The organism is Vibrio sp. RC2502 (genome assembly GCF_054850435.1).
The window spans coordinates 2,549,484-2,562,608 of sequence record NZ_CM141453.1 but is presented as its reverse complement, the minus strand read 5'-3'; the positions used below and the strand labels follow the sequence as shown (position 1 = coordinate 2,562,608).

The 13,125-nt window shown below is 44.2% G+C and carries 13 protein-coding genes; 11 read left to right on the top strand and 2 right to left on the bottom strand.

Annotation, left to right across the window (positions count from 1 at the left end; translation table 11 throughout):
- From ACYJZR_RS11905 to ACYJZR_RS11855, 11 genes are read left to right on the top strand one after another with little or no spacing between them, the layout of a single operon-like run.
- The gene (locus tag ACYJZR_RS11905) at window positions 1-1,464 is read left to right on the top strand and encodes a type II and III secretion system protein family protein (protein ID WP_005456668.1); all 1,464 of its coding nucleotides are present in this window, start codon (window positions 1-3) and stop codon (window positions 1,462-1,464) included.
- A 12-nt stretch (window positions 1,465-1,476) separates the two neighbouring features.
- Entirely contained in the window at window positions 1,477-1,701 is a 225-nt protein-coding gene (locus ACYJZR_RS11900; protein ID WP_005482341.1) for a hypothetical protein, read from the top strand.
- A 27-nt stretch (window positions 1,702-1,728) separates the two neighbouring features.
- Window positions 1,729-2,997, top strand: a complete 1,269-nt coding sequence (locus ACYJZR_RS11895; RefSeq protein WP_021451008.1) for a TadE/TadG family type IV pilus assembly protein — start codon at window positions 1,729-1,731, stop codon at window positions 2,995-2,997.
- Window positions 2,998-3,025: 28 nt separating this feature from the next.
- Window positions 3,026-3,463: a TadE/TadG family type IV pilus assembly protein gene (locus ACYJZR_RS11890; protein WP_086027876.1), complete on the top strand. Its 438-nt coding sequence runs from the start codon at window positions 3,026-3,028 to the stop codon at window positions 3,461-3,463.
- The gene (locus ACYJZR_RS11885; protein ID WP_005494108.1) at window positions 3,460-3,978 is read left to right on the top strand and encodes a TadE/TadG family type IV pilus assembly protein; all 519 of its coding nucleotides are present in this window, start codon (window positions 3,460-3,462) and stop codon (window positions 3,976-3,978) included. Before ACYJZR_RS11890 ends, ACYJZR_RS11885 begins: the two co-directional genes overlap by 4 nt.
- 12 nt (window positions 3,979-3,990) lie before the next feature.
- Window positions 3,991-5,199 (top strand): AAA family ATPase, encoded by a 1,209-nt coding sequence (locus ACYJZR_RS11880; protein ID WP_005494112.1) that lies wholly within the window; start codon window positions 3,991-3,993, stop codon window positions 5,197-5,199.
- 12 nt (window positions 5,200-5,211) lie between these two features.
- Complete coding sequence (locus tag ACYJZR_RS11875) at window positions 5,212-6,663, top strand: CpaF family protein (RefSeq protein ID WP_005456652.1); 1,452 nt, start codon at window positions 5,212-5,214, stop codon at window positions 6,661-6,663.
- 11 nt (window positions 6,664-6,674) lie between these two features.
- Window positions 6,675-7,643, top strand: a complete 969-nt coding sequence (locus ACYJZR_RS11870) for a type II secretion system F family protein (protein ID WP_005456615.1) — start codon at window positions 6,675-6,677, stop codon at window positions 7,641-7,643.
- A gap of 2 nt (window positions 7,644-7,645) precedes the next feature.
- Complete coding sequence (locus tag ACYJZR_RS11865) at window positions 7,646-8,587, top strand: type II secretion system F family protein (RefSeq protein ID WP_005456630.1); 942 nt, start codon at window positions 7,646-7,648, stop codon at window positions 8,585-8,587.
- Between the two features lie 21 nt (window positions 8,588-8,608).
- Window positions 8,609-9,622 carry a tetratricopeptide repeat protein gene (locus ACYJZR_RS11860; RefSeq protein ID WP_025532663.1) on the top strand — a complete coding sequence of 338 codons (1,014 nt, stop codon included), beginning with the start codon at window positions 8,609-8,611 and terminating at the stop codon, window positions 9,620-9,622.
- A 20-nt stretch (window positions 9,623-9,642) separates the two neighbouring features.
- Window positions 9,643-10,746, top strand: coding sequence for a phosphatase PAP2 family protein (locus tag ACYJZR_RS11855; protein ID WP_406966174.1), 1,104 nt, complete (start codon window positions 9,643-9,645; stop codon window positions 10,744-10,746).
- Window position 10,747: 1 nt separating this feature from the next.
- On the opposite strand, the gene ACYJZR_RS11850 is transcribed toward ACYJZR_RS11855, so the two are convergent.
- Window positions 10,748-11,848 (bottom strand): phosphatase PAP2 family protein, encoded by a 1,101-nt coding sequence (locus ACYJZR_RS11850; RefSeq protein ID WP_406966176.1) that lies wholly within the window; start codon window positions 11,846-11,848, stop codon window positions 10,748-10,750.
- Window positions 11,849-11,961: 113 nt separating this feature from the next.
- Window positions 11,962-13,101 carry a chromate efflux transporter gene (gene chrA / locus ACYJZR_RS11845; RefSeq protein ID WP_406966178.1) on the bottom strand — a complete coding sequence of 380 codons (1,140 nt, stop codon included), beginning with the start codon at window positions 13,099-13,101 and terminating at the stop codon, window positions 11,962-11,964.
- Between the last annotated feature and the right edge of the window lie 24 nt (window positions 13,102-13,125).

Genomic DNA, 13,125 nt, shown 5'->3' with positions numbered 1-13,125 from the left:
ATGAAAACAATAATATTACTCGTTAGCCAGTTACTTTTTGTTAGCTTGTCTGTTCATGCGGCAACCGCGCAGTCTGGAAGAGTTGTTTCTGTTGCGCATCATCAATCTACACAATTGGTGATTTCAGGTAAGGCCAAAAAGGTGACGTTAGGGGATCCAGAAGTATTGGATATCGTGGTTCTAAGATCGAATGAACTGTTCTTGATTGGTAAAAAACTAGGAACGACCAATGTGTCGGTTTGGGATAGTCGTGGCCGATTGATCGAACAGTTTAATGTCGAAGTCACTCACGATTTAAATACGCTTAAATCTAAGTTGTTCCAGTTCTTACCGGACGAAAGTATCGAAGTGCATAGCGCTCAAGAGAAAGTCGTTCTCAGAGGTTTGGTCAGCAGTCAGCAAAACATGGATATCGCCGTCAAAATTGCCGAAACCTTTGCTTTAGGTGATGCCGCTGATGAAGAAGATGACAACGCGAAAGATGATGAAAGCTCAGTCATTAACTTGCTTTCTATTGGTGGCGCGCAGCAGGTGACGTTAGAAGTGACGGTCGCGGAAGTGCAGCGTTCATTAGTAAGACGTTTTGACTCGAACTTCCATTTCTTCCAAAAAAGCGGTGACTTCACTTGGGGTGCGACAACCGCGGGTGGCGGTATCGACAACATTGGCCCGATTTTAAATGTGCCAACGGTGGAAGATTTCGGCTTCTTGGGATCGTTCATTGATAGCAATACTTTGTTTACGTTTGCTCTGGATGTCGCGAAGCAAAACGGTGTGGCTAAAGTGTTGGCAGAGCCAAGTCTTACTGCACTAAGTGGTACTCAAGCGGAGTTTGTTGCGGGTGGTGAATTCCCAATTCCTGTACCGAATGAAGATGGCATTACCATCGACTACAAAGAGTACGGTGTTCAACTGGACTTTGTACCTTTCATTCTCAGTGATAAGAGAATCAACCTGAAACTCAATGTCAACGTGAGTGAAATTTCTAACTCTGGTGTGCTGACGTTTAATCCGAACGAAGTCAACGCAACGTTCTTTATTCCGCCAATCACTAAGCGTAGCGCGGGAACCACAATCGAATTAGCGGACGGACAAACGATCGGTATCGCAGGCTTGTTGAGTGAAAACGCGCGTAACGTTGCAGATGGTATTCCGGGAGCCAGTGACCTTCCAGTACTTGGACGCTTGTTTAAGAGTGAAGAGTTTACATCTGGTGAAACCGAGCTGGTGATTTTGGTAACACCACGATTAGCGACGCCAATCGATAGACGCAGAGTGACTCTGCCGACCGATGGGTTCGTAGCTCCAAACGATGTGGAGTTCTATCTGTTGGGTAAAGGCGCGAAACTCGATTTCGACCGCTATCAACTCAATGACATCAGAGAAGAAGATACAAACAATAATTTTAATCAGTACGGTTCGTCAGAAGGTGGCTCTGAGGGCAAGTTTGGGCACAGTCTATAAATGGAGAGCAAGATGAAAAGCATAATGATCATGACCATTTGTTTCACATCATTCGGCTTGTTTGGCTGTGCGAATGACCCTGATCTTGGAATCTCGGTAAGCCAATTGCGTGCAGAACAAACGCTAAATCCGGAAGCATGGTATGAAAACCTCGGTTATCTACCAGAAGGAAGTGGTGAGCGTACGCAGGTCAGCTTAGAGGTATACAACAATAACGGGGTAGCCAAAGAAAAATAAGTGATTCGTTCACTTATAGGAGGGGCTATGCGAAGGAAAATGCAGACAGCAACAAGGCGAACCCAGAAAGGGATCACCTTGGTGCTCATCAGTATGGTTCTGCTGATTCTGTTAGGCGTTGCTGCGTTCGGTATTGATTTAAACCATCAAGTACTTAACAAAACACGCCTACAGAATGCGGTTGATACGGCGGCACTCGCCGGGGCTGTGGTTGCAGATAAAACGGAAGATGTTGATCAAGCTGAAGCTGCGGTTATCGCAACGCTAAGCAGCATCGCATCGGAATCAGGTAATACTGAACTATCGTTTACTGACGGCAACACATCCGTGACGTTCTCGCACGACATGCAGACATTTGTAAATGCGGCGAGCTTTACGCCACCGACAGGCGAGTACGATATTTATGTTCGCGTCGCGGTAACTGACATGGGGATTTCTCAGTATCTGAGTGCTGTATTTGGGATTGTTAAGAACGTTTCGGCCAGTGCCGTTGCGGGACGAAGTGCGGCGATTGCTTACACATGTAACTTAACGCCGATTGCGATGTGTGGCGATCCAAATGGTACGGTTGAAGACGCATGGGGGTATCGTCCACCGGGTTATGATCCGAATGTGGATATGGATCCGTCGCTTGTGCACGAGTTAAAAGTTGGCGATCAGAATAATACCGATATGGGGCCGGGTAACTTTCAATTGCTCGATTTTGGTCAAGCGACTGGCAATAGCGGTGCGGCTTTGGTTCGTGATGCATTGTCTGGTGCTTACAACGGTTGCGCAGCCGTTGGGAATACCGTGACAACCAAACCAGGTAATAGCGCTGGCCCCGTTGCGCAAGGGTTGAATGTAAGACTCAACGACTTCTCTGGCCCGATTAAAAACGACGGTACGGTTCTACCAGACAAGTATGTAAGAGAGCCTGATATTTTGGCTGAAACCGACGCTGAATATGCGGGTGACTTATATTACGCCAACTATCGTCAGGAGCTGAGTTCTTGTGAAAGTGGCGGTTCTTGTGATTACGACAGTTACACTGGTGATGGTGGTTCGAATGGACGCCGAATCTTACGTATCCCAATCGTTAATTGTACAGAATCGACAGGTAAGTCCGACTTCGATGTGTTGGGATTTGGTTGCTTCTTTTTGCTACAAAAAGTCAGTAATTCTGGTCAAGCATCTGTCTTTGGGCAGTTCCTTTACGATTGCTTGATCAATAACGGTTCAACAGGAACAGACCCAACCGATAAAGGTTTCTACCGGATCCAGCTATATAAAGATCCATTCAGCGGAGCCTCTTAATATGTTGTATTTGAAATTCAAAACTCAAATGAGAAGAGGTCGGCACCAAGAAGGGCTTGCGATTATTGAATTTATTCTCGCATTGCCAGTGTTGTTGATGCTTACGGTTCTGGTTATCGATGTCTGTCGTGCTTTTATTCAGTACACCGAGGTCAATAAAGCGCTGCAAAATGGCGCTCGCTATGCGGTGGTGGACACGTACGGCACGTTGGATTTTGAAGGTATTGCCGATGAAACCAAAATCAAAAACGTGGTGGTATACGGCTCACCAACCGCATCGACCACTCCAGTAATCGACTATATTGGCGTGGATGACATTGTGATTACTCAACCAACCGGCACAAATAAAGTGGTCACATTGTCAGCAACTTACAATTACGTGCCAATCTTTTCGACCTTACCTTTTTCGAGCACTTCTTTGCAATTTAGCATTGGAGCGACCACGTCTATGAGGACAGGTCCATGAAACGATTAATAGCGAAACAGAAAGGAGTAACTCAAATTGAGTTCTCGTTGATAGCGCTGGCGGTGATATTGGTGCTGTTTTTGATCATGGAGTTTGCGGTGTACTTTTTTTCCGTGCAAATGGTCAATGAGGTCACCAGAAGAGCTGCAAGGCTTGCGACCGTGTGTTACATCGCCGATAGGGATGACATTCCGAGCTTGCCGTCGGTGTCTAACCTTTACCCATCAGGGTTCACCGCCAGTAATTTGCAGATTGATTATCTTGATGAAGCAGGTGCAAGCGTCGATGTTTCTGGATTTTTATCCACACCACCTGCGTCAAGTGACGTATTAAACGCGCAATTTGCACAAATCAAATACGTTAGAGCAAGGGCGGTTAATTATACTTTTCAGTTTTTTGTTTTAGCTGCTTTAATTAATGCAGTAGGGAGTACTCCAGCTTTTGAAACCATATTGCCTGCCGAGAGTTTAGGAATACTAAGGCCTGAAGGTGCCAATGTTATTACGGATTGCTAATGGAGTAGCTTTATGTTGAAACCAGTAAAAATAAATGACGAAACATATAAAAGTTTAAAAACAAACTTGATTGTTTGGGTAGTCTATTCTACGTCCAATTTTAAACTTCATATAGCAGATGAATTATCTGGTTGCGTCAATGTCAATGTCGATTGGATAGAGCTGGATTTATTTAATATTGATTTGGTTAAGAGCAAATCAATACCTGATCTAATTTATATTGAAACCGGGGAAAACTGGGCGCAAAAAGTGGCTCATGTTTATTCCAGTGACAGTAGTTTACAGCACAGCCATACGGCATTAATTGTTTTCGGTGATGAAAGCGATACCGCTTCACTCAAAATGGCGTTGCGACTGGGTGCGACAGATTATTTCTCGCGTTCAGTTGAACTCGGCGAGCTATACCCATTGTTGAAATCGACGGCTGAGGAAAAAGTTTCCAATAAGCAAATGGGTGATTTGACCTTATTTATCAATACCAAAGGCGGTTCTGGGGCGACAACCTTAGCAACTAATACGGCTATTGAACTTTCAAGTTACGCCAAAAGTAAAGTATTGCTGATTGATCTCGATATGCAGTTCAGTGATGCTGCAGATTATTTAAACTGTAAGCCGAAATATAACATCAACGATGTGATTGATTCCGTAAACGATTTAGATGAATTGTCACTAGAAGGTCTCGTTTATCAACATCCTTCAGGGTTGAATTACCTCTGTTTTAATCAAAATGATCCAAGGAATAACCATAAGCATGCGGCTCAAGTGAGTAAGCTTTTACCTATTCTTCGTCAGTTTTATTCGCATATTATTGTCGATTTGTCTCATGGTGTGGATCATGTTTATCAACAGATTGTCTCCCCTGCTACGCATATATTTTTGATCATGCAGCAGAATGTGACCTCAGTAAAACATGCGGTCAGTTATATACGTTCATTAGAATTAGACTATGGTTTAAGTAATCATCAGGTTGAACTCATAGTTAATCGTTTTGAAAAGAAATCAACAATATCCTTAAAAGATATTGAAAACGCAGTTGGTGGCCATGCGATACATTTAGTTCCAAATAATTTTGCTATTGCGATAGAGAGCGCCAATTTAGGTAACCCAATTGTTCAATCTAAGAAAAATAGTGCTTTAAAAGCTTCGTTAGCGGAAATATCGCACTTATTAGAAAGCCCAACACAAGAGCACCAAAGTTGGATTAAGAAATTCTTTTCTTAGTAAGGGGGAGTTATGTTTTTCAAACGGAAAGGCGTCGGGAGTTCATTCAATTCCGTAGATGAAGAAAAAGAATCGAAAGTCGTCAAGGTCGATCTTGCTGCGAAAGCAGAAGACGAAGATTACGTCAGTGAAAACAAACCACTAACGCCGGTTGAAGCGAAACTGAAAGCGATTGAAGAGCAGAAAAAACAGCTCGAGCAAGATCTGGCTATTAAGCACTACTACCATAAGAAATTGCTGGATACTTTAGACCTTGGCTTGTTATCACATCTGCAAGAAGATCGCGCGAAAGAAGAGTTAAGGGAAGCGGTGATTCAGTTGATCGCCGAAGACCAAACGCATCCTTTAAGTTCAGAAGCGCGCAACCGTGTTATCCACCAAATCGAAGACGAAGTGTTTGGTCTTGGGCCGCTTGAGCCACTGCTTGAAGATCCAACCATTTCAGATATTTTGGTCAATGGCCCTAAAAACATTTATGTAGAGCGCTTTGGTAAGCTAGAAAAAACGCCGCATACGTTTTTGGACGAGCGCCACCTTCGCAACATCATTGACCGCATTGTAAGCCAAGTAGGTCGACGTATTGATGAGGCGTCGCCTATGGTGGATGCGCGTCTAAAAGACGGTTCTCGTTTCAATGCCATCATCCCTCCACTTGCCATTGATGGGCCATCGGTATCCATTCGTCGTTTTGCGGTCGAACGTTTGAATATGGACAACTTATTAGGGCTTGGTTCGCTTTCGCCAGAAATGGGCAAATTCTTGAATGCAGCCGTTGTCGGGGAACTGAACATTCTTATCTCGGGCGGTACAGGCTCAGGTAAAACAACCACGCTTAACATCCTGTCTGGTTTCATTCCGAGTGACCAACGTATCGTTACTATCGAAGACTCGGCCGAGTTGCAGTTGCAACAACCGCACATTATTCGTTTGGAAACACGTCCATCCAACATTGAAGGAAAGGGTGAAATATCCCAGCGTGATCTGGTGAAAAACTCACTGCGTATGCGTCCTGACCGAATTGTGATTGGTGAGGTGCGTGGCTCGGAAGCGGTCGATATGTTGTCTGCGATGAACACCGGTCACGACGGTTCACTTGCGACCATTCACGCCAATACACCAAGGGATGCACTCAGCCGTATTGAAAACATGTTCTCTATGGCGGGTTGGAACGTTTCGACAAAAAACTTAAGGGCGCAGATCGCGTCAGCCATCAATATCGTGGTGCAAATGGAGCGTCAGGAAGACGGTAAGCGCCGCATGGTCAGTTTGCAGGAAATAAACGGCATGGAAGGGGAAGTCATCACCATGTCCGAGATCTTTACCTTCCAGAGAAGAGGGGTGGATCAAGATGGCAATGTGTTAGGGGATTACATAGCAACAGGCATCGTACCAAGTTGCCATGATCAATTGATTAAACGAGGCTTAGACGTTCCATTTGAAATATTTAACGAAAAAGTCCGTTAGGAGGGTGTGCTATGGAAAGTCAATTCCCCCTATTTCTTCTTTTGCTGTTTTTGTCGGTGTTCTTTATTAGCCAAGCTTTGATCCTGCCTTCGGCGGGTAAAAAGGTGAAACACAAACAGCTCATTAAGAGAATTCACGAAAGCCACAAGCATATCGATCAAGAGAGTATCTCGCTGCTAAGAGAAAACTCTTTGAAGAATCTCTCGCCACTAGAGCGATGGTTAGTACGTTTTAGCTTGTTTGAAAGCTTTAAGAAAAAGCTCGAACTCGCGGGTATTTCGATGGGGTTTAGCCGCGTTATCTTCTTCACCTTTTTATCTGGGGTGGCGGTCGGTTTACTGCTCTATTTGTGGGGGCAAGTCTGGTACTTGTGTGCTGGGGTGGCAGTCGCTTGTTGGGTCTCTGCGTACTTTTATTTGCAAAAGAAAATTGCCGACCGTTTGATGAAATTTGAGGAGCAATTACCAGAGGCCTTAGACATCATCAAACGTGTATTGCAAGCCGGTCAGCCCATTACTCAAGCGTTTGGCGAAGTGGGCAGGGAAGTCAGCGCGCCACTTGGCCCTGAGTTCTTGAATACCTTCAACTTGCTCAATTATGGTTACGATCTGCGTTTAGCCATTATGCAAATGTCTGAGCGCACACCAACGGTTTCCATGCTTGCGTTTTCCAGTGCCGTGCTATTGCAAAAAGAGACGGGCGGTAACCTGGTGGAGAACATTGAAAAGCTATCTCATATCTTGCGTGCTCGCTTCAAACTGGCTCGAAAAATCAAAACCATTTCAGCGGAATCTCGCATGTCAGCTTGGGTGCTGGTGTTAGCGCCCTTCGCCTTATACGTGATCATTTCTCTGGTTCGGCCCGAATACATCGAGCTGCTGCACACTCATCCAATGGGGATAAAAATGGTCATTGGTGGGATGGTCGCTCTGTTTATCGGAACGTTGTGGATTCGCAAAATCGTCAATATTGAGGTGTAGCCATGGAAAGTATTCAAGGATGGTTGAACGGTTTTGCCATTAATCAAGAAACCTTACTGATGGGACTTATCTTGGTCACGACGGTACTCGTGGTGATGACGTTGGGCTCCATCATCGTCGGGGTTAATTCGCCTATCAAGCGCAAGCTTGCAGAGTTGTCAGGTGATAAGAAACCGCTTCCTACGCACAACAAAAAAATGGCCGATACGTTGGAGTCTCTTGCGCCTTTAACCTCGCCAACCAGTGAAAAAGAACGCCAAACCACACGCAACAAACTGATGCATGCGGGTTTCCATCAAAGTAACTCGTTGTCGATGTTCTACGCCATTAAGTCGATCACCACTATTTTGGGCATCATGATTGCCGTTTTGGTCTACTTGACGGTGCCAGAGTCGAAGTACCTCTACACTTACATGGCCTTGTCCGCATTTATTGGTTTGTTGATCCCAGATTTTATGCTGCGCCGTATGGTGAATAAGCGCCAACAAGCGATTCGTGCTGGTGTGCCAGATATGCTTGATTTGCTGGTGGTCTGTACGGAATCAGGGCTTGGGTTTAATGCCGCGTTACGTCGTGTTGCCGACGAGATAGTCATTTCTCACCCTGAACTTGCGGATGAAGTAGATACGGTATGTAACAAGATTCAAGCAGGTAAACCGATGCCTGAATCATTACGAGAACTGGTAGTAAGAACCGGTTTAGAAGAGTTGATGGGGCTGGTGAGTATGCTTAGCCACGCATCTCGAATTGGGGGGAGCTTAGTCAACTCCTTACGTGAATACACAGAAGATTACAGGGATAAGCGTCAACAAGCAGCGGAAGAAATTGCTGCAAAAATCCCAGTCAAGATGATGTTTCCAATGGTGATATTTATTTGGCCATGCTTTTTCATTGTGGCTATCGGACCTGCGTTAATTTCATTGGCTGAGGCATTTTCTAATTAGATAAAAATAGGGATAGTTATGTTGTGGATTAAGAAATACGTCATCATCTCGTTGTTGGTGCTCACTGCATGTGCAACAAATGAACAAGCATCCGATTTTGATTCCAGCTTGTATTCTGGCAAACCCGTTGAGTCGCTCACCAATGATGAGCCGCCCAAAACTGAGGAAGAGGCTATCTCGCGCGGTGATATTGCGCTTACCAACAAAAATGTCGATTTGGCATTGTATGAATACATTCGCTCCCTTTCTTTCCCTAACGCGGTGCACAAAGACAAAACGCTATACACCGTCGGGCGTATTCACTTAGCTCGCGAGAACTACGAACTGGCGGATAAAGCCTTCCGTGCATCGCTTGCAGAAAATCCTGACAACATTGGTTCCTTACAAGAACTTGGCACGCTGTACACCAAGCGTGGAGAAAAAGACGTCGGTAAGAGTTATTACATTCGCGCACTTAATGCCGACCAAATCCGTATGAAAGGCAACCCGAACATCACCAACGACAACATCACGGCAGAGTCTGTAGCCACTTATCGTTACGACGATAAATCGCCAGTGGCTGCGTATTCTGGTTTAGGGGTATTGTATGACGTCCGGGGCGATCACGGCGTAGCACAAGCACTGATCAGAAAAGGGTTGGATATTGACCCGAGAAACGTTAACGCATTAGTCAGTTTGGGATACTCGTACTACATGGAAAAAGAGTACTCAAAAGCGGCGCACTTTACTCAAGCGGCTTTGAGCATCAAACCGAGTGATGAAAGGGCAATCAACAACTTAGGATTGATTGCGCTTGCGAAAGACCAGCCAAGACAAGCGCTGAGCATTTTCAGCCGTCATATGACCGAGCCTGAAGCATTAAATAACGTGGGGTACTTTTTGATCCTGCAAGGCAAGCCGGATGAAGCGATTCCTTACTTGCAGCAAGCGATTGATAAGAACCCGGCCTACTATGAGTTAGCCAACAAAAACCTAGAGCGCGCTCTTGCGATAGTTCGCGAGCGACAAGATACATCATCGGTTGTCTTACAGTAGAAATACAAAGGTAATGAGCTATGTTGGAAGCGGGTTTAAATAAAGAACGTATCTTTCAAAAAGTATTTCAAGAACTTTATAAAGACGTTTTTCTTTATGTTTTCGTATTTTTTACATGTATCATTACCTTTTTTATTTATTTATATTACAAAGAGATTACATTGTATGATTATCAATTTTTAGGATATTTTAGTGGATTGGTTAATGTCATTGTTGCATTGTTTTTTTCTTGGAGTATTTATTTCTATTTTATAATGCTTTTAAAAAAACAAAATGAATTATTCAAGGCCTATTTTACAACCTTGTTGAAAATGATGTTTAAACCAGAAAAAGTTGTGGTTTTTATTTTTAGATTAATTCTAATAAATGTTTTTATATCAAACTATACATATCTAAAGCAGATTATACCGGACATTAATCTATTTTATTATGACGAAACATTCTTCGAGTTAGATAAGTTTTTGCATAGTGGTGTTTCTCCTTGGGAGTTATCGCATAGTTTTTTTTATAGCCCCTATTGGACTTTGTTATTTAATCTTTCTTATAACTTGTGGTTTGTTCTTATTTGGGGGTCTGTTTTATACTTTATGTGGTATTGCAAAAATCAATTTATAAGACAAGCATACTTATTATCATTTTTTATGTGTTGGTTTTTAATTGGGAGTATTTTAGCAATATTGATGAGTTCTTCAGGGCCTTGTTTTGTTCATCTTTTAAATCCAGAAAATACTTATTATAAGCCTCTTATGGAGCGTTTATCTTATCAAGTAGACAGTCTCTGGATTTTGAAAGTATATGGTGGAGAGGCTAGTCAGATTCAAAATTATTTGTGGCAAGCATATTCAAATAGGAGTGGTGAAGTTGGTGCAGGTATTTCTGCCATGCCGAGTATGCATGTCTCATCCTCAGTTTTACTAGCGATAGCTACATTTGAAATTAATAAAAGTATTAGTGTTGTTTTCTGGATTTTTTCTCTAATAATAATGATTTCATCAGTACATCTTGGGTGGCATTATGCAGTTGACGGTTATGTGGCAGCCATTCTCACTGTGTTAATTTGGCGTATGGCTAGGTTTATTTTAAGGAGGCAGGCATTGATACTTTTTCATGAAAAACATACATAATTCACTTGGCTTTTCTTAATTCAAAGCAATGTTTCACAAATTTCCATAGTGTGAATGTTGTGAGTGTGGATGCATATCCATCAACCGCGTAATGCCATCCCAAATGGACCGAACCTATTTGAATGATGATCGCAAAAGCGCAGGCAAAGTATCCCAATGTTTTATTGAGACGGTAAGTGCATAGCGCCATTAACACTGCAATGGATACGTGCATACTTGGCATGGCAGAGATGCCAGAACCGATGCCATTTACCTGTGTTACATAGCCTTGCCAAAGGTAATCCTGAGTTTGTAAAGCCCATAATGGAAATGCACCAACGCTTTCCAAAAACGTACTTTGCTCGTTCAATCTCTGCATTAAAGGAGCAAAAAGATTATCACCGTTCAAAAGCTCCAAATAACACGGCCCTACTGATGAAAACGCGGTCGCAAATAGGCTGCCGTTGATCATCCAAGTCAGCAGAAACGTGAGTAAAAACTGTAAGCGTAATACTCGTGCCTTCTTGTACAGTACAAAGAAAAACAGCGTCACCCACATAAAAAAGAACCAAGCATTATAGGCGGTATTGATTGCCAGAGATGCCCAAGGGCTTGAGAAAATAGCGTGAGTAATCACCCACGGGTCGTTGCCAAAATGTAGCCAGCGGTCGAGTTCAATCAAGCTCTGATCAATACCGTAAGGGTGTAGCAAGGGGATGATGGATTTTAAGAAGGTGTAATTTGAAAAGACGATGTTGAGCGCCAACAACAAAATCAGAATTGAGCAGGTTCGACTGAGTGGGAAAACGATGGTTTTGAGCTTACACAGAAACTGTTTGGTGGGGCGCTTTTCACGGCGAACGAGCAGATACAAATAGTAGTAACTGCACCACACAAGCCCTGCGCTGTAACAAGCTAAATAAAGAGTTTCGAGGTAGGTAGTAAATGAGTATTGAACTGGGAGTTTTAAGTACACTGCTAAGGCATAAAGCAGGATGGTTGTGATAAGGCAATACAGGTAAACACTTTTGTCTGCAGCTATTTCCTCTCGCAATTGATTGAAGAAAGCGACGCCCTTTTTCTGCCAGCTCAGGTTGAGCTCGTAATTGTTGTCTTGTTCCATCGATGATCCGTCATCTCAATCCTTCCAATATCATTAAGCTTAGTTGAGAAAACGGGCACTCGTATTTGAGTACCCGTGGTTTATCTGGATTCAATAGTTGGCGTATCAGCAGGCTACATCATGCCCGTGACAAGGCCTGCCGCCACAAAAAACACGATCATCCACAGCACCGATAGGTTGAGCTTTTTGTGTAGATAGCAACCCGCAACCACTAACGCCATGTCGATGGGAGCAACAACTGCGCTGCTAAATACTGGCTGGTAAAGTGCCGCGAGTAGCAACCCTACTACCGAGGCATTGACACCGTTGATAGCGCCGGAGACCAGCGGTTTGCCTGCCAGTGCTTGCCTGTTTTTAAGAACGCCAAGCAGTAAAAGAAACCCGGGGAGGAATATGCCAAGCGTTGCGATCAGCGCACCTAAAATTGGCGTATCCGAAAGCTCATAACCAATAAAAGTCGCAAAGGTGAACATTGGCCCCGGTACAGCTTGTGCAGCGGCGTAGCCTGTTAAAAATGCATCTTGGCTGAGCTGGTCGCCAACAATGTTTTGCAGAAGCGGCAGCACTACATGACCACCACCAAACACTAAGCTACCAGCTTGGAAAAAATCACTAAACAGCCCAAGCAAAGGCAATGAATGAGCTACTAATGGTAAGCCGAGTAAAAGCACCGCAAATAGAGCCAATGGCGCGATAGACGGTTTAAACGGCTCGGCTGATGGCGCGGAGTCTTTCTTCAGATATCGCGTACCGACAAAACCTGCTGCGAGCAACACGAACATTTGCGTCATGATGCTTGGTGCCACCAGCAACGCAATTGCAGTAGCGACGCACAAACCCGCGGTCAGTTTGCTTTGGCAGAAGTTTTTGTACATGCCCCAAGTCGCATCCGCCACGACGACGACTGCGAGCAGTTTTAGGCCGTGAACGATGTTTTGGAACACTGCGGTGTCGGTGATTTGGCTGCTCACCATCGCCAGCGCCAACATGATGATCACCGAAGGAAGCGTGAATCCGACAAATGCTGCGCATGCGCCACCTAAACCGCCACGTTTATAGCCTAAAGCAAAGCCAACTTGGCTTGAGCCCGGTCCCGGCAAAAACTGACTGAGCGCGACAATTTGCGCGTACTCGTTGTCATCAAGCCATTTCAGTTTCTCAACAAAGGTTTGGCGAAAATAACCAATATGAGCCGCCGGGCCGCCGAAGCTGAACCAACCCAGCCAGAAAAAAGTTTTGAAGATGGTGAACATGTTGAGCCTGTTTATCTAAAAAGC